Here is a 21,297-nt window from a genome sequence, read left to right on the forward strand (position 1 = left end):
GTGGGCGAGGGGATGATCGAGGTATCACGGTTCTGGCGTGACCCTGCGTTGCCCTTTGTCGAAGCCCGGCGGGTAGGGGACGGGCGGCAGGTGTGTTATGCCGCACATTCCCACGAGAGCTTTTCCATCGGTGTGATCACCGGTGGGCGCAGCACTTACCTGAACGGGGGCCTGCGCATTGAGGTGGGGGCCGGCACCACGGTGCTGATGAACCCGGGCGTGGTGCATACCTGCAACCCCATCGATGGCGAGCCTTGGTCCTACCTGATGCTGTTCGTCGACGTGCCCTGGTTACAGGCGCTGGGTTTCACCTTGCCGACGCAAACCTGGAGTAGTTCGCCTGCGTTGTACCAACGTTTGATGCAGGCCTTTGCCGACCTGTTCGACGCCAGCGTGCCTGACAGGGAGGCGCGCCTGGCGACCCTGTTTTGCGCATTGCCGGGTTTTCTCTCGGGTGAAAGTGGCGCGGGTGAAGCAGGTAACCCACGGCTGGACGCGGCGGCAGCCTTCATACGTGCCCATCGTAGCGATCCGCTGAGCCTGGAAGACATCTGCACCGCCTGCGGCCTGTCACGCTCCTACCTGATTCGTGCATTTGGCCTGCGCTTCGGGCTGACGCCGCATGGCTACCTGCTCGATCAGCGCGTACAGTTGGCCCGGGCGCAGTTGCGCCAGGGGCGGGCAATTGCCGAGGTGGCTCAAGAGGCCGGGTTTGCCGACCAGGCGCACCTGCAGCGGGCCTTCAAGCAGCATCTGGCGGCAACGCCGGGGCATTACCGCAATGCCACTGGCGTCAGATAACCAGGTAGACAGCGCTGCCCACCAGCAACACCGCCAACCCTCGATTGAGCAAGCGCACGTGCCGTGGGTTGCCCAGATACTGGCGAATCATGCTCCCGGCCCATGCCCAACACGCAACCGAAACAAAACAGATCGGGCCATAAATCCAGGCAAAGAGCCACAGCAGGTGCTGTTCACCCCCCGTGTAAGCGCCGACCCCGGCCACTGCCGCCAGCCAAGCCTTGGGGTTTGACCATTGCATCGCCGCGCCGTGCCAGGCTGAAGGCGCTGTTGTCGAGTGTGTGCCGGTCAGCCGGCCGTTGTCGCGGGCCAGCTTCCACGCCATGTACAGCAGAAACGCAACCCCGCCCCAGTGCAACAGCAGGCCCAGTAGCGGCCAGCGCAGCAACAGTTGATGCAGGCCCAGCCCGACCAGCACCAGCAACAGGCAGAAGCCCAGCGTGGCGCCGGCCACATGCGCCAGGCTGGCGCGTAAGCCATGGTTGGCGCCGCTGCTCAGGGCAATGATGTTGACCGGGCCGGGGGAAATCGAAGCCGCCAGTGCGAAGGCGGCCATGGACAGGGACAGGCTCATGAGAAAGATCCGGTGGCTGGAAGGAGCCGTGATTTTCAGCCCTTGGCTGTCGAGGGTATTGAAGAAAAGTACCCCCTAAATGCCGCCCCACACCTGATACAGGTTTTGTAATAGTTTTGCGCTATCACAGAAACCAGTGCTGCTTGTAGGATCATTTTCCCAATTTGTTAACAAGGTCTATATGAGCACCTTCGCGGAGCCCCCCGGTTTTCGGCCTTTCTGGCCATCCTTCCCCCGTCCTCGTGACGCTTCCCCTGTGAGTACCCGCTAATGGAATGGCTAGCCGATCCCACGGCCTGGCTAGGCCTGTTGACGCTTATCGTCCTTGAGCTGGTGCTGGGTATCGACAACCTGGTGTTCATCGCCATCCTGGCAGACAAACTGCCGCCGCATCAGCGTGACCGCGCGCGGGTGATTGGCCTGAGCCTGGCATTGATCATGCGTCTGGGCCTGTTGGCCAGTATCTCGTGGATGGTCACCCTCACCGCGCCGCTGTTCGAGGTGTTCGACAAGAGCTTCTCCGGTCGGGACCTGATCATGCTGTTCGGTGGTGTGTTCCTGCTGTTCAAGGCCACCATGGAACTGCATGAACGCCTTGAGGGCCATGTAACCCAGGCCAGTGGCGCGGTACGTCATGCTGCGTTCTGGCCGATCGTGGCGCAGATCGTGGTGCTTGACGCGGTGTTCTCCCTGGACGCGGTCATTACCGCGGTGGGCATGGTCGAGCATCTGTCGGTAATGATGATCGCCGTGATCTTCTCGATCGGTATCATGATCGTTGCCAGCAAACCGCTGACCCGCTTTGTCAACGCCCACCCCACAGTCATCATGCTGTGCCTGGGCTTCCTGATGATGATCGGTTTCAGCCTGACCGCCGAAGGCCTGGGCTTCCATATCCCGAAAGGCTACCTGTACGCAGCCATCGGCTTCTCGATCCTTATCGAGCTGTTCAACCAGTTGGCCCGTGCCCGCCGCAAGCGCAGCTTGCAGCAGCACCGGCCGTTGCGTGAACGCACTGCCCATGCCGTGCTGCGCCTGCTGGGTGGCCGCCGTGTCGAGGCTGACGAAGTGGGTGAGGAAATCGCCGACCTGGTCGAGGGTGGTGAGGAGCAGGTGCTGTTCGACCGCCGTGAGCGGGTGATGATCAGTGGCGTGCTGAACCTGGCCGAGCGGCCTATCCGTACGGTGATGACCGCCCGTGCCGAGGTCGACATGATCGACCTGGCGCAACCCGCCGATGCCATTACCCAGGCCCTGGCCAACTCGCCGTACTCGCGCCTGCCGCTGATCCGCAATGGCCGTGTCGACGAGCCTCTGGGCTTCGTGCACAAGAAGGAACTGCTCAAGGAGCTGCTGTCGGGCAGCCAGCCGGACCTGGAAGGCATGGCGCGTGTGCCGCTGAATTTGCTGGAGAGCTTCAGCATTCTCAACGCCCTGGAGCAGATGCGTGGCCAGTCGACCCACATCGCCTTCGTGGTCAACGAGTTCGGTGACTTCACCGGCCTGCTGACCATGACCGACATCCTTGAGTCGATTGCCGGTGAACTGCCGGATGCCAGCGAGGTTGAAGGCCCCGGCATCGTCCAGGAGGGCGAGGGCTTCGTGGTCAGTGGTGCACTGAACCTGAGCCAGGTCCAGGCGCGTACCGGCTTCAGTGCCCGTGCTACCGAGGACTACCAGACCCTCGCGGGCCTGGTGATGAGCCTGCTCGACCGCCTGCCGATGGTGGGTGACCGCCTGGCCTGGAATGGCTGGACGCTGACCGTGGAGGCGGTGGAAGAGCGGCGGGTGCGCCAGGTTCGGCTTACACCGAACGGCGACGTTGACGCAGCAGGTGCTTGAAACCCTCAAGCACCAGCACCAGCACCGCGGCCCAGATCGGCAGGTAGGTCAGCCACTGATCCGGGCCGATGGTTTCGCCCAACAGCAACGCCACGCCTACCAGCAGTACGGGCTCGACGTAGCTGAGCAGGCCGAACAGGCTGAATGGCAGCATCCGGCTGGCCAGCACGTAGGCGATCAGGGCCGAGGCGCTGATCGCCCCAAGGATCGGGATCAACGCATACAGCCCAGGATGGGCTTGCAGGTCAGCGCTGGAAAGCGGGCCCTGGATAACGAAGTACAACGCCCACGGTAGCAGCAGGCACATGTCGCACCACAGGCCGCCCAGGTGGTCGGTGCGGCAGCGTCGGCGCAGCACGAAATAGATCGGGTAGCCGATCGTCACCAACAGGGTTTCCCAGGCAAAACTGCCGTTTTGGTACAGCTCGTGGCCCACGCCCAGTGCGGCACAGGCAACGGCCACCTTTTGCAGGCGTGACAGACGCTCGCCGTACACCAGCCGCCCGGTCAGGACCATGGCCAGTGGCAGCAGGAAATAGCCCATCGACACTTCCAGGCTGCGCCCATGCAAGGGTGCCCAGAGGAACAGCCACAACTGTACGCCCATCAGCCACGAGGTACCGACCATGCCCAGCAACAGCACAGGCGTGCGCTTTACCCGGGCCAGCAGCTCGCCCACGCGTTTCCAGTCTTTCGAGACCAGCATGAACAAGGTGAGGCAGGGCAGCGTCAGCAGGGTGCGCCAGCCAAAGATCTCTTCGCCATCCAGGGGCGTGAGCAGCGAGGTATAGAAGTACATCACAGCGAACAGACAGGACGCCATGACCGATGAAACGATGCCTTTTGACACGAGTGCCTCGAATAGGGGAGTTGAGCGGGTGGATCAGCCGCGCATGATCTCAGGGGCCGCGCCTTGCGGCAACTGCGCAGCGCCCGGGCGTGTGGCCAGTGCCTCCAGGAACTGGGCGGCCGGCATGGGCCTGGCAAACAGGTAGCCCTGCTGGAAGTCCACCCCATGGTGGGCCAGGTAGTCGCGCTGGGTGTTCGTTTCCACACCTTCGGCCACGATACCCAGGCCCAGCTTGGCCGACAGGTCGATGATGCTTTCCAGAATGTGCACAGACAGCGCATCGCCGCCGATCATGGCGACAAAGCTCTGGTCGATCTTCAGGTAGTCGACCTGGAACTGGCGCAGGTAGTTGAGGCTCGACTGGCCGGTGCCGAAGTCGTCGAGGGCAATCATCACACCCATGGCGTGGAGCTTTTCGAACAGTTCCAGGGTCACCGGGGTAGGCTCGATGAGTTTGCGCTCGGTCAGTTCCAGGGTCAGCACCACCCGGCCCGGCGGAAAGTGCTGCAGGAAGGTGCGGCAGTCGTCCAGCAGGCTGAGGTCGCGGCAATGATCGGCGGTGATGTTGACACCGATATGGAAACCGTCCTCCAGCAACCCCGCATAGGGCGCCAGGCTTTGCGCGGTATGCATCATCAGCGCCCGGGTCATGGCGACGATCTGTCCGCTGTGCTCGGCATAAGGGATGAACAGGTCGGGCCTTACCAGGCCCTCGCGCGGGTGGTTCCAGCGCATCAGCACTTCGGCACCGGCCCAGCGGTAGTCACCCTTGCGCACCACAGGCTGGAAATACGGCAGAAACTCGTCGGCCTGCAGCGCCCGGTCCAGCTCGGCGCGGGGTGAGGTGGCCCGGCGAATCTGCCAGCGGCATACCAGCGCCGCCACGGCACCCAGCACCAGCAGCAAGCTGATGAGGGCAGGGTAGTGGCTGCGTAACAGCTGGCCCTGTTTGCCGGTGCTGTAGCCACCCTGCACGCTGAAGGGGTAACGGGTCGAACCCAGCAGCACGTTGGCGCTGGCGGCGGCAGGTGGTACGCCTTTGTGCACGACACCGTCCTTGCCCATCCAGGCATCGCCCACGCGGATTTGCAAGTCTTCGTCAGGGCCGATCAGGCGCAGTGCCGTTAGCAGGTGGTCGCCATCCACCGTGGTGATTGCCCCTTTGTCGCCCTCGCTGGCACGGTACACCAGCAGCGCGTGCCCCGGGGTGACCGAGTTGCCGTCCATCAGCCACAGTTTGCCGTCGATATAGTCACTGGCGTTGACCGGTTCGTCGAACTCGCCGAACAGCGAGGTGCAATACAGGTTGTTGTGCCTGAACAGGTTGGTCGAGCGCACGAAGGCGTTGCGGGTAACCTGGGCACGCAGCGTGAGCTGGGCCTGATCGCAGGGGCTGCCAGCCAGGGGCAGCAATGCATTGGCAGCGCTGGACAGGTTGTCGAGGATGCGCTCGACGTGCTCCACCGCCTGGCGGGTGGTGGCCTGGCTGCTGGCATGCATCTCGCGCTCGACCTGCCAGTTCATGACGGCCAGGCCGCACACCACTGGCAGCACACCGACGCCCCAGGGCAACAGGGTACGCCAGCTGAATGCGGCGCGGCGTTTTACGGTAAGGGGCATGCTGACCTGGCTACGATGAGAGATAACGAGAGAATAGCCGTTTGTCGGCGCTCACGACCAACTAAAACGCGACAAACCATTTTACGCAATGTAGAATCCGTTTACGAATACAACAATAAGGTCCTTCAACTCCGAAGGATCAAGCCCGCCGAGAATGGGTCCATATGACATACCATGGGTTCAAGCTGATCATAGGTGACTTCCTCGCCCGCAGCGTGCGGGGCATCCCGTGCTCACCGCCGTTTCTGTTCCACATCCCACGCAATCAATAATTTTTCGCTGCAGATGAGGACACGAACATGGCTGATATCTTCGACAATCCAATGGGCCTGATGGGCTTCGAGTTCATTGAGCTGGCTTCGCCTACGCCAGGCGTACTCGAGCCGGTCTTCCAGATACTGGGTTTCACCAAGGTGGCTACCCACCGCTCCAAGGATGTGCACCTGTATCGCCAGGGTGGCATCAACCTGATCCTGAACAACGAACCCAAGAGCATCGCCTCGTACTTCGCGGCTGAACACGGCCCTTCGGTGTGCGGCATGGCGTTCCGCGTGCGCAATGCCCATGAAGCCTATGCCCGCGCCCTGGAGCTGGGTGCCCAGCCGGTAGAAATCGAAACCGGCCCGATGGAGTTGCGCCTGCCGGCAATCAAAGGCATTGGTGGTGCGCCGTTGTACCTGATCGACCGCTTCGACGAAGGCAGTTCGATCTACGACATCGACTTCAACTTTATCGAAGGCGTGGATCGCAATCCGGTAGGTGCCGGCCTTAAAATCATCGACCATCTCACCCATAACGTTTACCGCGGGCGCATGGCTTACTGGGCCGGCTTCTACGAGAAACTGTTCAACTTCCGTGAGATCCGCTACTTCGATATCAAGGGTGAGTACACCGGCTTGACGTCCAAGGCCATGACTGCGCCCGATGGCATGATCCGCATCCCGCTCAACGAAGAGTCGTCCAAGGGTGCCGGGCAGATCGAAGAGTTCCTGATGCAGTTCAACGGTGAAGGCATCCAGCACGTCGCCTTCCTCACCGACGACCTGCTCAAGACCTGGGACGCCCTGAAGGGCTTCGGCATGCGCTTCATGACGGCGCCACCGCAAACCTATTACGAAATGCTCGAAGAGCGCCTGCCTGGCCACGGCGAGCCGGTGGATCAGCTGCAAGCGCGTGGCATCCTGCTCGATGGCGCTTCGCAGCCCGAAGACAAGCGCCTGCTGCTGCAGATCTTCTCGGAAACCCTGCTTGGTCCGGTGTTCTTCGAGTTCATCCAGCGCAAGGGTGACGATGGCTTTGGTGAAGGCAACTTCAAGGCGTTGTTCGAATCCATCGAACGTGACCAGGTACGCCGTGGTGTGCTGAGCACCGATTGATGCGTCCGGGGCGCCGCCGCCGTCATGCACGCGCGGCGGCGCTTTTACGCCCGTGGGCGCGTGCCCTGAGCAAGGCCAGATAAACGATCGACCCCGTCACGATCCCTACCAGCACCAGCGACGGCAGGATCTGCAGCATGGACTGGCGGATTTCCTGAGCGGTGAATCCCTGCGCATAACCGCCTTTAACCCGGTACCCGTACCTGGCCGAGAAGGCATGCGCCAGGAACTCGGACTGCGATGGGCGTTGTGCGTCACGGCTATCGCCATTGCTCCAGATATAGCGGTCATCGAACTCCAGTAGCAGTGTCAGCCCATCCTGGAAACCATCCAGTTCGTTGCGCAACTGAATGGCATACGCGGTCACGATTACGCCTACCCCTTTGCCTTGCAGGTAGAAATTGACCAGCAGTTTGGGGCGGCTATCGGGTTGCCCATGAGACAGTTCGACCTGTTGGCCGGACAACGCGAAAGATGACAAGTACTCCAGTGAGTCCGAGGCGCTGCTGCAGTAGGCTTCGCTGTCATCTACCAGGGTCAGCGACCTGAGCACGGAGCGGCTCACAACCTGGTCCTGTAAAATGCCTTTGACCTTTTCGCAGGGCTTGCCTGCAAGCGGCAGGGCGCGCTGGGCAGCTTCATGCATCCGGTTCAGCGCCTGGTCAATGCTGAACACTGCCTCCTGAACGGAGATGGCGGCGTTTTCCGAAAGCTTCATCTCCAGCTGAACAATCATCACCAGCAAACCGGAAATCACAGGTACAAGGCCCACCGTGATGAGCAGCAGCAGCTCCCGCAGGCGGTATCCTGCGTTCAGGATTTTCAACATAGGGCAATCGCTCTCCGGGCCGAAGCTGTTCGGGGTGAACAACTGAACCCTGAGCCTATGCATTCAATGGCCGATCGGCTGTAGTCCTTGTGCAGTGTGCGGCAGAGGAAAACTACAAGGTTGATGTCAGGCTTTAGCTCGCATTGAGTTTCGCCAGTACGTGCTCGGCGAGCAGGGCGGTCGAGGCCGGGTTCTGCCCTGTGATCAATCGACCATCCTCGACCACGTATGGCATCCACGGATCATCATGCTTGCTGTAATCGCCGCCGCGGCCAATCATCTCGTTTTCCGTCAGGAAAGGCACCACGGTGTCCAGCTCAACGATTTTTTCCTCGATATTGGAGAAACCGGTTACTTTACGGCCTTTGAGCAACAGGCAGTTGTCGCTGAGCTTGATGTTCAGCAGGCCAACCACGCCGTGGCAGACCGCCGCTACAATGCCGCCTTTTTCGTAGACCTTGCGTGCCAGCTCCTGCAGTGGCGGGTTATCGACAAAGTCGTACATCACGCCATGCCCACCGGTGTAGTAGATGACGCCGTATTCGTCGGCCTTTACCTGACCGGGGCTCAAGGTGGTGCCCAGGCGCGTCATGAAGCGCTTGTCGTCATACCATTGCCAGTCCAGCTCCGGGGCCATCTGCAGGCTGTGCGGGTCGATGGGCACGTAGCCGCCCTGTGGGCTGACATAATCGACCGTGTAGCCGGCCTTTTCGACCTTCTCGACAAAGTGCACGGCCTCTCCCAGCCACAACCCGGTCGCCCGCTTGAGGGTTGGGTATTTGGCTGTATTGGTCAGCACTACCAGCATTTTCTTGCTCATGACCGTGCTCCTGTCGGCAACCTGGATAGGCCGGTGCTCCCTGGCCCAAGGGAAAACCTAATCAGCATAGCTGCCCCCTGCAAGTGCGCCATGGTACGTGGTGCGTGCTGTGCTAACGTGAACAGATTCCACGGGTGACCCTGTCTGTTCAGGTAGCACCGTGGCCAACCCGGAGCATTGCTGGAGTCACGATATTGGTCGCAAACAGTACGCCACGCGGGCCTTCGCAGCCGGTCATGCTGCAGCCGCCTGTTTCGCAGCCGGTCGAGTTGATGGCGCAGCGGATTGCACGGTTCGACTGGGGGCGTACTTCGCTCGGGCCATTGCCGCGCTGGCCGGCTTCGTTGCGTATTGCCGTCGACATGATGCATTTGTCACCGTTCCCTTGTGCCGTGGTCTGGGGGGCTGACCTTTGTGTGGTGCACAACGAAGGTTACAGGATGCTGCGGGCAGTTCCGGACGCCTTGGGTATAGCGTTCGATAGGCTGTGGCACGATGTCTGGCCGGCAGTGGGATCCCAGGTGTTCCAGGCGCTGGAGGGGCGCTCGAGTTTTGTCGAGGATCCCCCCCTGCGTGTTCCCGGCATCGCAGGCGAGGAGCCGATATGGTGCGCGTTCGGTTTTGCACCCTTGCATGATGAGCTGGGCAATGTGGCGGGTTTTCTGCATACGGTGATCGAAACGACGGCCAGTGTCGAGGCGCACCACCATTGGCGCGCTCAGGCGCTGGGGTTTGAGCAGCAGGTCGAGCGCCATGTGGCTGAGCGCGAACAGTTGTGGCAACTGTCGCGCGACGCGATGATGACGGTGACTGCGGAACTGCAACTGCATGCCGTCAACCCGGCCTGGTACCGCATTCTGGGCTGGACCCAAGAGCAGGTGCAGGATATGCCGGTGCTGGAGCTGGTGCACCCGGCTGATCGCGCCGACGTGCAGCTGGCAGTGTCCGGGCTGCTGCAAGACAGCAACACGGAACAGATCGAGACCCGCCTGCGGCACCGTGATGGTCATTACCACTGGTTTCGCTGGAGCGCGCGGTTTGATGGCAGGCTGCTGACCGCGGTTGGCCGGGACATCACCGCAGACCGTGAAGAGGCTGTACGGCAGTCCAAGGCGCTGATGCGCAACAGCGAGCGTATGCAGGTGGTCGGCCAGTTGGCGGGGGGTATGGGCCACGAAATGAATAACCTGCTGTCCGGGGTCGGCGGCAGCCTTGAGTTGTTGCAACGGCGCCTGCGGGAGGGACGCCTGGAGCGGGTGGATGCCTACGTGGAAGTAGCGCGCGAGTCGGTGCAACGCGCCATGGAACTGACTCACCGCCTGCTGGCGCTCTCTCGCCTTCAACCCTTGGCCACCCGGCCGCTGGACTTCAATCGGCAACTACGCCTTTGCGAGCCATTGCTGCTGAAGACGTTGGGCGCGGAGGTTGGCTTGCACTGGCAGCTGGATGTAGTGCCGTGGGCGGTGAACCTGGACGTTCGTGAGCTTGAAAATGCCTTGATCAACCTATGCACCAACGCCCGGGAAGCGTGCCAGACGCAGGGCAGTGTCACGTTGCGTACGGTCAACAAGCGGTTGACCAGTGCTTTTCCGGATGCGCGGGGCCTGCCACCTGGCGACTACGTAGCCTTGTATGTCGAGGATGACGGCCATGGCATGTCGGCAGCGGACATCGCCAGGGCCTTTGAACCGTTCTTCACCACCAAACCCGTCGGGCGTGGGGCCGGGCTGGGGTTGTCGATGGTGTATGGTTTTGTCAGCCAATCGGGCGGGTATGTCTGGATCGAGTCTGTCCCGGAGCAGGGCACCAAGGTTTCCATGCTTTTCCCAAGGTGCCATGAGCGCGTTCCGGAAGAGCCAAAGCCCGCGCCGCCTTCGCAGCGCGTGGCCCGGGGCGAACGCCTGCTGCTGGTGGATGACGAGGTGAATTTGCGCGCGGTCATGCATGAGTACCTGGCCGAGCGTGGTTTCGACGTGACGGTAGCAGGCGATGCGAATACTGCCCTGGAACGCTTCCGCCATGCTGGCCCCTTCGACCTGGTGATCACCGATATCGGCTTGCCTGGCGGTTTCAGTGGCCGGCAAGTGGCCAGGGCCATGCGCATGCAGATTGCGCAACAGAAAATCCTGTTCATTACCGGTTATGCGGACCAGCCCATCGAAGCGCAATTGCTCGATCAACCGGGCACCGCGTTGATGAACAAGCCGTTCCTGTTGGCAGAGCTTGCTGACAAGGCACTGTGCATGCTTGATGCGTAGTGCGCATCACGGCTTGCCAAGAATTTGCGACACTTGAGCCTGCAGTTGCTTCAGTTCGAACGGCTTGCAGATCAAATGCATGCCCGCCCCCAGGAAACCCTCGCGGGCCATGGCCGTTTCCGCGTACCCGGTGATGAACAGCACCGGCAAGTGTGGGTGCAGGCTGCGGGCAATCTCGGCCAGTTGCCGGCCGTTCATGCCGGGTAAGCCGACATCGCTGATCAGTAAATTTACCGTTTGTGCCGAGCGCAGCACCTTCAGTCCCTCGTTGGCGTTGGCGGCGCTGTGGCAGGTGAGCCCCTCATCGCGCAGCGTTTGGCACAGCAACTGGCGCACATGTGGGTCGTCCTCGACGACCAGTACATGTCGGCCGCCGTCAGGGTGCACAGGTTGTGCCGGCTGACGCGATTGTCTGGCCGGGCCGGTATGACGCGGCAGGTAAAGGTCTACCTGAGTACCTTGGCCGATCTGGCTATGCAGGGTCACATGCCCATGAGACTGCTTGCTGAACCCGTACACCATCGATAGGCCAAGGCCGATGCCTTGGCCGATTGCCTTGGTACTGAAGAACGGTTCAAAGGCATGTTCCAGTGTGCTTTGCGCCATGCCTTGGCCGTCGTCGATGATGCGCAGCCGCACGTAATCGCCATTGGCCAGGGCGCCGCTGGCGAACTGGCCAGAGGTGACGTGCAGGTTGCTTGCTTCGATGCGCAACAGGCCGCCGCTGGGCATGGCCTCGCAGGCATTGAGCGTCAGGTTGTCCAGGGCTTCGTGCAGCTGCTGGTCATCAGCCTCCACGGCCCAAAGGCCTTTGGTCATGTGTACTTGCAGGGATACTGAGGGAGTCAGGCGGGCTCTAAGGTGTTCTGCCTGTAGCAGGGCATGCAGGTCTATGCGTTGGCTGTGCAGCGACTGCCGGGAAGAAAAGGCCAGCAGTCGATGGGTCAGACGCGCGGCGCGTGATACAGCCTCGTGACCCATGCGCAGCACCCCGTCCAGCCCGTCGCTGCGCCCCTGTCGCAGGCGTCGGTCGATCAGTTCAAAGCTGCCGCCAATGCTGGTGAGCAGGTTGTTGAAATCGTGGGCAACGCCCCCGGCCAGTTGGCCGATGGCTTCCATCTTGCGTGCCTGGTAGCGGGCGAACTCGCCGTGTTCCGGTTCGTCGTCTGGCGGCGAACTTCGGGTGTCCAGGCGTTGCTGCAGGCCGTGCAACTGGTCGCGTGTGAGGTACTGCCTGCGCCGATTGCGCAGGGCGGACTGGGTCATGTGCAACAGCTGGGCGTTTTCAAAGGGTGCCACCAGCAATACCAGGTTGCCCACCGGATGGTTGCTAACGCCGGTGGACGACCAGGCGCCCTGGGTGACCAGTACGATAGGCAAATCCGACCAGCTCGGTTGTTGGTCGATGAAGGCCTGCAGCGATGCGCTCGGGCCTTGGCTGAACGCCTGTTCGGCGATGATTGCCAACCCTGCACCTTCGGCCAGGCGCGCCTGCAGGTTGGCCAGGTCGACCGCGCACAGGCTATCGATGCCGGCGGAGGCGAGTAGCCGCGAGGTATCCGCCGCCAGCGTCGGGGGTGCCAGGATCAAGGCCCGTTCGTCCAGCGCCAATGAATTGGCCAACACGACTCTCCTGTAGGGTGACCTGATATCCACTGGACCCTGGGCACAGGCCCGGGGTTCAACAAAAGTCAGTCGTTTACCTACAAGCCCTGTTGCAGCACGGGGTCGTCAGGGTTTTGCCGCTCCAGCTCGGCCAGCAGCACCTGCACGTTCTGCAACTGGCCGGACTCCTTCCAGTACTGAATCAGCAGCACCCGCGCCCGGCGGTTGGCTGGCTGGCGATTGAGCACGGTTTCCAGTTGCTTCTGTGCGGCGTCGAGTTGCCCCAGCTCATGCAGGGTAACGGCCAGGGTATAGCGGTAGTCGGCGTTGTCCGGCTCCAGCTCGACGGCGCGGGACAGGGCCAGCAAGGCATATTCGCGCTGTTCGTGGCGGTTCAGCCAAAGCCCTAGCTCGTACTGCAGAAAGGACGAGTCGGGGCTTAGCGCCAAGGCTTGGCCCAGCACCTGGCGGGAGGCATCGTGATGCCCCTGGCGCTCGAGCAGGCGTACCTGAGTGGCCAAGGCGTCAAGGTTGCCGGGGGCGACCGCCAGCGCTCGTTGCAGGGCTGTGGCGGCCTGGGTGTAGTCGTTTTCGTGCAGATAAAGGCGCGCCAGGTGCACTTGGGCATCGGCATCCTCGGGCTGTTGCTCCAGCGCTTGCTGGTATTGCTCGAGGGCTGCTTGCAGCGGGCCGAAGTACAGGCCAATGGCGTCGGGGTCGAGGCCCAGCAGGGCATCCACGGCAGCAAAACGCACGCTTTGTTCGTCATCGTCCAGCAGCGGGCCGAGCACCAGGCTACGCTGCGCCGCCGGTAACAGGCGGCGGATACCGGCAATGGCCGCTCGGCGCACCAGCGGGTCGGCATGTTCCAGGTCCTGGCGGGCGAGCTTCAATGCCTGGGGCGAGGGGTAATTGGGCAGTTCGGCGTACAGTGCCGCACGCCGGATGGCGGGCAAGTCGTTACGTTGCAATTGCTGATACAGCACCCGTGCCGCACCGGGCTGGCCGTCGTGGGCCTGGCGCAACGCCTTGACGTAGCTGTGTGCCGGCAGGGTCGGTGCGGCTGGCGGGGTGTCGCGCCACAGGTAGCCGAACAGGGCCGATACCAGGATCAACAACAGCAGGGCGATCAGGTAGCGGTTGCGTCTGGGCATCGGACGGTCCGTGGCGGCGGGAAGGGCAGAGCTTGGGCCAGCTGGGGGGTAAATGCAACCGAGCCACCGTAGTTTGGGGCTGCTGCGCAGCCCATCGCCGGCAAGCCAGCTCCCACAGGAATTGCGCATGGCTTGAAATCAACGCTGTCGAGGTGGGAGCTGGCTTGCCGGCGATGGGCCGCAAAGCGGCCCCGCTTTCGTTTGCCATAAAAAAGCCCCGCGGACCAAGGCCTGCGGGGCAAACGGTTGGGGGAGGAGCCAACCAAAGGAGTCGTTCAAGCGGGGTGTATCAGTGTGCGCTGGCCACGGTTTCCGGTTGCCAGCCGCCGCCCAGGGCCTTGTAGATCGAGACAATGCCGCGGTACAGCTCGACTTCGCCCAGGGCCTGCGCATCTTCTGCGCTCAGCCGCTCACGCTCGGCATCGAGCAGCACCAGGTAGTCGACCGTCCCTTCGCGATAGCGGATCGAGGCCAGCTCTGCCGCCTTGCGGCTGGCATCGCTCTGACGCATCAGCGACAGCAGCCGCTGCTGGGTCTTGTCGTAATCGCTGAAGGCATTGGCCGACTCTTCCAGGGCCAGCAATACCTGCTGCTCGTAATTGGCCAGCGCCCCTTCGGCATCGGCCTTGGCGCCGCGAAGGCGGGCCCGCACGCTGCCCAGGTCGAAGGCCGCCCAGGTAATGCTTGGGCCCAGTGCCCAGGCATTGGCGGCCGAAGAGCCGATTTGGGAGCCACGCGCGGCGGTAAAGCCCAGGAAGCCGCTGAGGCTGACGCGGGGGAACAGGTCTGCCGTGGCTACGCCAACGTTGGCGGTGGCCGCCGCCAGTTGGCGTTCAGCGCTGCGGATATCCGGGCGGCGGCGCAACAGTTCGCCCGGATCGCCTACCGGCAACGCCTTGGCGATGGCCGGCAGGGCCTTGGGCGACAGGTCTACGCTGAGTGCCTCTGGACGCTGGCCGAGCAGGGTGGCAATGCGATGACGCGCCCGTGCCTGTTCAGCTTGCAGTTGCGGCACAGTGGCCTCGACCCCGGCCAGGCGTGCATCGGCACGCACCACGTCCAGGTCGTTGCCCACACCGGCATCGCGCAGGGTTTCGGTAATGGTCCGCGATTCCTGCTGGGTCTTGAGGTTGGCCAGGGCGATCTTCTCGCGCAACTGGGCACCGCGTAGCTGCCCGTAGGCATCGACCAGCTCGGCGATCAGGCTGACCTGCAACTGCTGCAAGTCGGCGGCGGCCGCCGCTTCCTGGGCTTCGCTGGCCTCGATCTGGCGCTGGATGCGGCCGAACAGGTCAAGCTCCCAGGCCATGTCCAGGCCCAGGTCGTAGCGCTCGCTGTTCACCCGCTGCGTGGTCTGGCCGGGGATCTGGCCCTTGCCAATGTCGCTGCTGGCGCGGCTGGTGACCACCGGGAACTGATCGTTCTCGGCGTCTTCACGGATCGAGCGGGCCGATTTCAAACGGGCGAAGGCCACGCGCAAATCACGGTTGCCGTCGAGCGAGGCCTGCACCAGCTGGTTCAGCACCGGGTCATCGAACTGCTTCCACCACAGGCTTTCGAAGCGGCTACGGTCGTAGGCCTTGGCCTGTACGTCGCTGCTCAACTGCGCAGGTTCGGTGGCCGGGGCCTGGTAGTCCGGGCCTACCGCACAGGCCGCGAGGGCCAGTGCCAGCAGGCTTGGGGTCAGGGGTTTGAGCAGGTTCATGCATGGTTCTCCAGCACTTGAACGTGTTCGGCCTTGCGGGCCTGGCGACGCTCGACGAAACGGCGAATCAGGAAGAAGAACACCGGGGTCAGGAACAGGCCGAACACGGTCACGCCGATCATCCCCGAGAACACTGCCACACCCATGGCATGGCGCATTTCGGAACCTGCGCCGGAGCTGAACACCAGTGGCACCACACCCATGATGAAGGCGATCGAGGTCATCAGGATCGGCCGCAGACGCAGGCGGCAGGCTTCCAGCACCGCAGCCAGCGGGTCGAGGCCTTTGGCCTGTTCATCCTTGGCGAACTCGACGATCAGGATCGCGTTCTTGCACGCCAGGCCCACCAGTACGATCAAACCGATCTGGGTGAAGATGTTGTTGTCGCCACCCGACACGATCACACCGGTAATGGCCGACAGCAGGGTCATCGGCACGATCAGGATCACCGCCAGTGGCAGGCTCCAGCTTTCGTACTGGGCAGCCAGTACCAGAAACGCCAGCAGTACGCACAGCGGGAACACCAGCAGTGCAGTATTGCCCGAGAGGATCTGCTGGTAGGTCAGGTCGGTCCACTCGAAGGTCATGCCGTTGGGCAGTTCCTCTTTCAGCAGTTTCTCGATCGCAGCTTCGGCCTGGCCAGAGCTGTAGCCTGGGGCTGCTGCGCCGTTGATTTCCGCGGTGATGAAGCCGTTGTAGTGCATGACCCGGTCCGGCCCGGAGGTGTCGCTGACCTTGAGGAAGGTCGCCAGCGGGATCATCTCGCCCAGGTTGTTGCGCACCTTCAACTGGCCGATCTGCTCGGCATCGAGGCGGAACTGCTGCTCGGCCTGGACGTTGACCTGGTAGGTGCGGCCAAAGCGGTTGAAGTCGTTGGTGTACAGCGAGCCCAGGTAAACCTGCAGGGTGTCGAAGATGTCGGTGATCGCCACGCCGTGGGTTTTGGCCTTTTCCCGGTCGATGGCCGCATCGACTTGCGGCACGTTGACCTGGTAGCTGGTGAACAGGCCTGCCAGCTCCGGCACGTTGTGGCTTTTGGCGATGATGTTCTGGGTTTCCTTGTACAGCGCTTCGTAACCCAGGTTGCCACGGTCTTCGATTTGCAGGCGGAAACCACCAATCGTGCCCAGGCCCTGTACCGGCGGCGGTGGGAAGATGGCGATGTAGGCATCCTGAATGTCGGCGAACTGGGCATTCAGTGCAGCCGCGATGGCTGCCGCGGACTGGCTCGGGTCTTTGCGCTCATCGAACGGTTTGAGCGGGGTGAACACGATGCCGCTGTTCGGGCTGTTGGTGAACCCGTTGATCGACAGTCCCGGGAAGGCTACCGAGTCGGCAACACCGGGCTGCTTCAGGGCAATTTCGCTCATGCGCTTGATCACCGCCTCGGTGCGGTCAAGGCTGGCCGCGTCTGGCAGCTGGGCGAAGGCCACCAGGTACTGCTTGTCCTGGGCCGGCACGAAACCGGTCGGGGTGGACGAGAAGCCCAGGTAGGTCAGGCCCATCAGGCCGGCGTACACGAACAGCGCGATGCCGCTGGAGCGGATGACCCGGCGCACACCGCCGACATAGCGGTTGGAGGCGCGGTCGAAGAAGCGGTTGAACGGCGCGAACAGCCAGCTGCCCAGCAGTTTTTCCAGGATGCGCGAGAAACGGTCCTTGGGTGCGTGGTGGTCCTTGAGCAGCACGGCAGCCAGGGCCGGCGACAGGGTCAGCGAGTTGAAGGCCGAAATCACGGTGGAAATGGCAATGGTCAGGGCGAACTGCTTGTAGAACTGCCCGGTAAGGCCAGAGATGAAAGCCGCTGGCACGAACACCGCGCAGAGCACCAGTGCCGTGGCGATGATCGGCCCGGTCACTTCGCTCATGGCCTTTTGCGTGGCTTCCAGCGGTTTCAGGCCCAGCCCGATATTACGCTCGACGTTTTCCACCACGACGATGGCGTCGTCCACCACGATACCGATGGCCAGCACCAGGCCGAAGAGTGACAAGGCGTTGAGCGAGAAGCCGAACAGGTGCATGACTGCAAAGGTACCGATCAGCGACACCGGCACAGCCAGCAGCGGGATGATCGAGGCACGCCAGGTTTGCAGGAACAGGATCACCACCAGTACCACCAGCACCAGTGCTTCGAACAGGGTGTGTACCACTGCTTCGATGGAACCGCGCACGAAGATGGTCGGGTCATAGACGATGCTGTAGTCCATCCCTTCCGGGAAGTCCTTCTTCAGCTCGGCCATTTTCGCCCGCACTTCGTCGGAGATCTCGATGGCGTTGGAGCCTGGGCGCTGGAAGATCGGGATGGCAACAGCCGGCTGGTTGTTCAGCAGCGAACGCAGGGCGTACTGGCTGGACCCGAGTTCGACCCGGGCGATGTCCTTCAGGCGGGTGATTTCGCCATCGGCACCGGCACGGATGATGATGTTTTCGAACTCTTCCTCGTTGACCAGACGGCCCTGGGTGTTGATCGACAGCTGGAAGCTGGTGGAGCCGGGGGCGGGCGGTGCGCCCAGCTGGCCTGCTGCCACCTGGCGGTTCTGCTCGCGGATTGCAGCGACCACATCACTGGCGGTGAGGTTGCGCGAAGCGGTCTTGTTCGGGTCCAGCCACACGCGCAGCGAGTAGTCGCCCATGCCGAACAGCTGCACATCGCCCACGCCGCCCAGGCGCGCCAGCTCGTCCTTGATGTTGAGGATGGCGTAGTTGGACAGGTAGAGCATGTCGTAGCGGTTGTCCGGCGAGGTCAGGTGCACGACCATGGTCAGGTCGGGCGAGGCCTTGTCGACGGTGATACCGATGCGGGTCACTTCCTCGGGCAGCTTGGGCTGGGTGCGGGTGACGCGGTTCTGCACCTGTACCTGGGCGTTGTCCAGGTCGGTGCCCAGGGCGAAGGTGATGGTCAGCGTCAGCTTGCCGTCAGCGGTGGACTGGGAGGACATGTACAGCATGTTCTCCACACCGGTAATGGCCTGCTCCAGCGGCGCGGCGACGGTTTCGCCGATGACCTTGGGGTTGGCACCGGGGAAGTTGGCGCGCACCACCACGGTGGGTGGCACCACTTCGGGGTATTCGCTGATCGGCAGCTGGAACAGCGAGATGGAGCCCGCGATCAGCAGCACCAGCGACAGCACCGCGGCGAAGATTGGCCGAGTAATGAAGAATTTCGAGAAGTTCATCGGTGTGGTCCCTTAACCGCGTGGCGCCTGGGCGCTGGCGACTTTCACGTTATTGCCCGCCACCTTCGGCGCCGGGTTGCTGGCCTCCAGGGCCTGGCGCTGCTGGGCGAGGGCGGCGAGGGTCTGTTCGCTGGCCATCTGGGTATCGATAGGGGTGACCGGCGAACCAGGGCGTACGCGTTGCAGGCCCTTGACCACGATGCGGTCGTCCTTGCCCAGGCCGCTGCGCACGATGCGCAGGCCTTCCAGCTTCGGCCCCAGCTCCACGGCGCGGTAGGCAGCCTTGTTGTCCTTGTCCATGACCAGCACGAACTTCTTGCCAAGGTCGGTGCCCACGGCTTCGTCGTTGATCAGCACGGCGTCGTACTGGGCGCTGCCCACCAGCTTCAGGCGTGCATACAGACCCGGGGTGAACTGGCCGTTGCTGTTGTCGAACACCGCACGGCCACGGATGGTGCCGGTGCGCGGGTTGACCTGGTTGTCGACGAAGTTCATCTGGCCCAGATGCGGGTTGCCGCTTTCGTTGGTCAGGCCCAGGTACACCGGGGTGCTCTGGCCACGCTGGCCTTCGCGTGCCAGCTGGGTGTACTTGAGGTACACGCGCTCGTCGGCGTCGAAGTAGGCGTAGACCTTGTCGGTGGACACCACGCTGGTCAGCGGGGTGACATCGGCGCTGACGATGTTGCCGGCGGTGAACTCGGCGCGGCTGACACGGCCACTGATAGGCGCGGTGACGCGGGTAAAGCTGAGGTTAAGGCGTGCCAGGTCGAGCTGGGCCTGAATGGCATCGACCCCGGCACGGGCTTCGGCGGCAGCGCTGCTGCGCGACTCGGCCAGCTCGGCGGAGATGGCGTTGCTATCACGCAGGCGTTCGCCACGGCGGGCCTCGTTGGCACTGCGAATGGCAGTGGCCTTGGCCTGTTGCAGCTGGGCTTCAAGGCGGCGGACTTCAGCCTGGAACGGGCGTGGGTCGATCTGGAACAGCAGGTCGCCTTTCTTGACCTGAGCGCCTTCGGTGAAGGCCACCTGATCGATCTGGCCGGAAACCCGTGGGCGTACTTCGACGGTTTCCGGGGCTTCGAGGCGGCCGGTGAACTCGTCCCATTCGTTGATCGGTTGCTCGATCACCTTGGCCACACTGACCTTTGGCGCGGCGGGAGCCTGCACGGCGTCTGGGGTTCGACCGCAAGCGCTGATCACCACCACTGCCAGGGCAGCGAGGGGAAAGCGCAAGGGTTTGAGTGATTGTTCCATGGAGAACTCCGCCAATGTATTAGTAGTGGGCGGAGTGTGAGTGTGTTGCGCGTGAGGCACGAATCGAACGGGGCGAAGGTTATTATCACGCTGAATGATATGTGTGGGGCATTCATCGATTTGCGGCATGGTTGGGGGCAGTGGGTGCTTGTCACGACATTTTCGGCGCCTGTGAGACCGAGCGCCAAAAATGTCGTGACAAGCGCGGCAGCCTAGCCTGGGCTTGGTGTCTCAATGAATGCTTGAAGCCAACTCGAAGATCGGCATGTACATAAGAATCACGATCAGGCCGATCAGCAGGCCGATGAACGTCATCAGCAGCGGTTCGAACAGTTTGACGAACCATTCCACCCAGCGGCCGATTTCCTGGTCGTGGAAGTCGGCGCAGCGCTCCAGCATCTCGCCCAGGTTGCCGGACTGTTCGCCGGCCCGCAGCAAGCGCAGCGACACCGGCGTAACCAGGTGCCCGGCCTCCAGCGCATCGGACAGCGGCAGCCCTTCGCCTACCCGCTGGCTGGCCTGTGCCAGGCCTTGGCCGGCGGCACTGCCGAGCAGGCCGCGCGCCATGCCCATGGCGGTGAGGATGGGAATGCCACCTTGCAGCAGGATGCCCAGCGAGCGATAGAAGCGCGCCAGTTCGTACATCATCAAACGTTGATGCAGCGCTGGCAGCCGGCGCAACTGACAGGATGCCCAGCGTCGTACCCGAGGGTGGCGGCGCAGCAGCCACAGCGCGGTGACGCCACCTGCAGTGCCCAGCGCCAGTGGCAGTTGCTGCGCGTGCAGGAACAGACCGATCTGCATCAATACCCGTGACAGCCAGGGCAACTCGGTGCCCATGCCTTCGAACACCTGGCTGAAACGCGGCACCACGTAGCCGAGCAGGAACAGCACCACGCCGCCGCCTACCAGCAACAGCAGCAAGGGGTAAACCGATGCGCCCACCAGCTTTTGCCGGACCAGGTCCAGGCGCTGGCGATAGCTGATGTAGCGGGCGAGGGCGTCGCCCAGCGCACCGGTGCGTTCGCTGGACTGCACCAGCGCCACATACAGCGGCGGGAACACCCGGGGTTGCTGGCCCAGCGCCTGGGACAGCGAGCGGCCTTCGTACAGCTGGCGCACCAGCTCGCCCAGCACCTTGCGTGTGGCCGCAGCGGGGGCTTTTTCTGCCAGGCTTTCCAGTGCGTCGATCAACGGCAGGCCGGCATTGAGCAGGGTCGACAGCTCCTGGCTGAACAGCACCAGGTCAAACGCCGCCTCGCGGCGCCAGGCCATGCCGCGCAAGGCGCCTCTGTTGCTGCGCAGGCTGAGCACGCGCAGGCCTTGGTCCTCAGCCTGGCGGCGGGCCTGGTCGGCGTCCTCGGCGTCGATCTGCAACTGCACCACACCCTGTCTGCCCAGGGCCTTGAGGCTGTAGCGCATGGCCGCTCTCC

At 62.9% G+C, this 21,297-nt stretch carries 15 protein-coding genes; 4 read left to right on the forward strand and 11 right to left on the reverse strand.

Translation table 11 applies throughout. The annotated features are described in order from the left end of the window. Positions 1 to 12 precede the first annotated feature (12 nt). Positions 13 to 801, forward strand: a complete 789-nt coding sequence (locus A0O30_RS19555) for an AraC family transcriptional regulator (RefSeq protein WP_105947611.1) — start codon at positions 13 to 15, stop codon at positions 799 to 801. On the opposite strand, the gene A0O30_RS19560 is transcribed toward A0O30_RS19555, so the two are convergent. Continuing rightward, the gene (locus tag A0O30_RS19560; protein WP_105947612.1) at positions 794 to 1,375 is read right to left on the reverse strand and encodes a LysE family translocator; all 582 of its coding nucleotides are present in this window, start codon (positions 1,373 to 1,375) and stop codon (positions 794 to 796) included. The genes A0O30_RS19555 and A0O30_RS19560 overlap by 8 nt on opposite strands. 270 nt (positions 1,376 to 1,645) lie before the next feature. Here A0O30_RS19560 and A0O30_RS19565 point away from each other — a divergent pair, with 270 nt between their 5' ends. Further along, positions 1,646 to 3,217 carry a TerC family protein gene (locus tag A0O30_RS19565; protein WP_105947613.1) on the forward strand — a complete coding sequence of 524 codons (1,572 nt, stop codon included), beginning with the start codon at positions 1,646 to 1,648 and terminating at the stop codon, positions 3,215 to 3,217. On the opposite strand, the gene rarD is transcribed toward A0O30_RS19565, so the two are convergent. Both rarD and A0O30_RS19575 read right to left on the reverse strand, forming a co-directional pair. Then, the gene (gene rarD / locus A0O30_RS19570; RefSeq protein ID WP_060500918.1) at positions 3,180 to 4,067 is read right to left on the reverse strand and encodes an EamA family transporter RarD; all 888 of its coding nucleotides are present in this window, start codon (positions 4,065 to 4,067) and stop codon (positions 3,180 to 3,182) included. The two genes, A0O30_RS19565 and rarD, sit on opposite strands and share 38 nt — an antisense overlap. Before the next feature lie 33 nt (positions 4,068 to 4,100). Next, positions 4,101 to 5,687, reverse strand: coding sequence for an EAL domain-containing protein (locus A0O30_RS19575; protein ID WP_105947614.1), 1,587 nt, complete (start codon positions 5,685 to 5,687; stop codon positions 4,101 to 4,103). Between the two features lie 299 nt (positions 5,688 to 5,986). Between A0O30_RS19575 and hppD the strand changes: the two genes are divergently transcribed. Then, the gene (hppD, locus tag A0O30_RS19580; protein ID WP_016714000.1) at positions 5,987 to 7,063 is read left to right on the forward strand and encodes a 4-hydroxyphenylpyruvate dioxygenase; all 1,077 of its coding nucleotides are present in this window, start codon (positions 5,987 to 5,989) and stop codon (positions 7,061 to 7,063) included. A 22-nt stretch (positions 7,064 to 7,085) separates the two neighbouring features. Here the strand turns inward: hppD and A0O30_RS19585 are convergent, their stop codons facing one another. Together A0O30_RS19585 and A0O30_RS19590 are read right to left on the reverse strand one after the other, a co-directional pair. Continuing rightward, entirely contained in the window at positions 7,086 to 7,892 is an 807-nt protein-coding gene (locus A0O30_RS19585) for a CSS-motif domain-containing protein (RefSeq protein ID WP_105947615.1), read from the reverse strand. Positions 7,893 to 8,025: 133 nt separating this feature from the next. Further along, a complete protein-coding gene (locus A0O30_RS19590) occupies positions 8,026 to 8,712 on the reverse strand; it encodes a type 1 glutamine amidotransferase domain-containing protein (RefSeq protein ID WP_105947616.1) in 687 nt (228 codons plus the stop codon). Between the two features lie 194 nt (positions 8,713 to 8,906). Here A0O30_RS19590 and A0O30_RS19595 point away from each other — a divergent pair, with 194 nt between their 5' ends. Further along, positions 8,907 to 10,970: an ATP-binding protein gene (locus A0O30_RS19595; protein WP_105947617.1), complete on the forward strand. Its 2,064-nt coding sequence runs from the start codon at positions 8,907 to 8,909 to the stop codon at positions 10,968 to 10,970. 6 nt (positions 10,971 to 10,976) lie between these two features. On the opposite strand, the gene A0O30_RS19600 is transcribed toward A0O30_RS19595, so the two are convergent. The 6 genes from A0O30_RS19600 to A0O30_RS19625 all read right to left on the reverse strand — a co-directional run bounded on the left by A0O30_RS19600 (position 10,977) and on the right by A0O30_RS19625 (position 21,286). Further along, positions 10,977 to 12,593: a response regulator gene (locus A0O30_RS19600; protein ID WP_105947618.1), complete on the reverse strand. Its 1,617-nt coding sequence runs from the start codon at positions 12,591 to 12,593 to the stop codon at positions 10,977 to 10,979. Positions 12,594 to 12,673: 80 nt separating this feature from the next. Further along, on the reverse strand, positions 12,674 to 13,729 hold the full coding sequence (locus A0O30_RS19605) for a tetratricopeptide repeat protein (protein ID WP_105947619.1): 1,056 nt from the start codon (positions 13,727 to 13,729) through the stop codon (positions 12,674 to 12,676). A gap of 289 nt (positions 13,730 to 14,018) precedes the next feature. Beyond that, the gene (locus tag A0O30_RS19610; protein WP_105947620.1) at positions 14,019 to 15,434 is read right to left on the reverse strand and encodes an efflux transporter outer membrane subunit; all 1,416 of its coding nucleotides are present in this window, start codon (positions 15,432 to 15,434) and stop codon (positions 14,019 to 14,021) included. Further along, on the reverse strand, positions 15,431 to 18,610 hold the full coding sequence (locus A0O30_RS19615; protein WP_105947621.1) for an efflux RND transporter permease subunit: 3,180 nt from the start codon (positions 18,608 to 18,610) through the stop codon (positions 15,431 to 15,433). Before A0O30_RS19615 ends, A0O30_RS19610 begins: the two co-directional genes overlap by 4 nt. Before the next feature lie 12 nt (positions 18,611 to 18,622). Beyond that, positions 18,623 to 19,864 carry a multidrug efflux RND transporter periplasmic adaptor subunit MexE gene (gene mexE / locus A0O30_RS19620; RefSeq protein WP_105947622.1) on the reverse strand — a complete coding sequence of 414 codons (1,242 nt, stop codon included), beginning with the start codon at positions 19,862 to 19,864 and terminating at the stop codon, positions 18,623 to 18,625. Between the two features lie 231 nt (positions 19,865 to 20,095). Then, positions 20,096 to 21,286: a type II secretion system F family protein gene (locus A0O30_RS19625; protein WP_105947623.1), complete on the reverse strand. Its 1,191-nt coding sequence runs from the start codon at positions 21,284 to 21,286 to the stop codon at positions 20,096 to 20,098. Positions 21,287 to 21,297 lie beyond the last annotated feature (11 nt).

Origin of the sequence: Pseudomonas sp. LLC-1 (assembly GCF_002992185.1) — a bacterium.
GTDB classification, from domain to species: Bacteria; Pseudomonadota; Gammaproteobacteria; order Pseudomonadales; family Pseudomonadaceae; genus Aquipseudomonas; species Aquipseudomonas monteilii.

Bases quoted from the DNA above. Each gene is read 5' to 3' on its own strand.
- A0O30_RS19560 (WP_105947612.1), bottom strand. From the start codon at position 1,375: ATGAGCCTGTCCCTGTCCATGGCCGCCTTCGCACTGGCGGCTTCGATT.
- A0O30_RS19625 (WP_105947623.1), bottom strand. From the start codon at position 21,286: ATGCGCTACAGCCTCAAGGCCCTGGGCAGACAGGGTGTGGTGCAGTTG.
- A0O30_RS19615 (WP_105947621.1), bottom strand. From the start codon at position 18,610: ATGAACTTCTCGAAATTCTTCATTACTCGGCCAATCTTCGCCGCGGTG.
- A0O30_RS19565 (WP_105947613.1), top strand. From the start codon at position 1,646: ATGGAATGGCTAGCCGATCCCACGGCCTGGCTAGGCCTGTTGACGCTT.
- A0O30_RS19555 (WP_105947611.1), top strand. From the start codon at position 13: ATGATCGAGGTATCACGGTTCTGGCGTGACCCTGCGTTGCCCTTTGTC.
- A0O30_RS19610 (WP_105947620.1), bottom strand. From the start codon at position 15,434: ATGAACCTGCTCAAACCCCTGACCCCAAGCCTGCTGGCACTGGCCCTC.
- A0O30_RS19590 (WP_105947616.1), bottom strand. From the start codon at position 8,712: ATGAGCAAGAAAATGCTGGTAGTGCTGACCAATACAGCCAAATACCCA.
- A0O30_RS19605 (WP_105947619.1), bottom strand. From the start codon at position 13,729: ATGCCCAGACGCAACCGCTACCTGATCGCCCTGCTGTTGTTGATCCTG.
- mexE (WP_105947622.1), bottom strand. From the start codon at position 19,864: ATGGAACAATCACTCAAACCCTTGCGCTTTCCCCTCGCTGCCCTGGCA.
- hppD (WP_016714000.1), top strand. From the start codon at position 5,987: ATGGCTGATATCTTCGACAATCCAATGGGCCTGATGGGCTTCGAGTTC.
- A0O30_RS19585 (WP_105947615.1), bottom strand. From the start codon at position 7,892: ATGTTGAAAATCCTGAACGCAGGATACCGCCTGCGGGAGCTGCTGCTG.
- A0O30_RS19575 (WP_105947614.1), bottom strand. From the start codon at position 5,687: ATGCCCCTTACCGTAAAACGCCGCGCCGCATTCAGCTGGCGTACCCTG.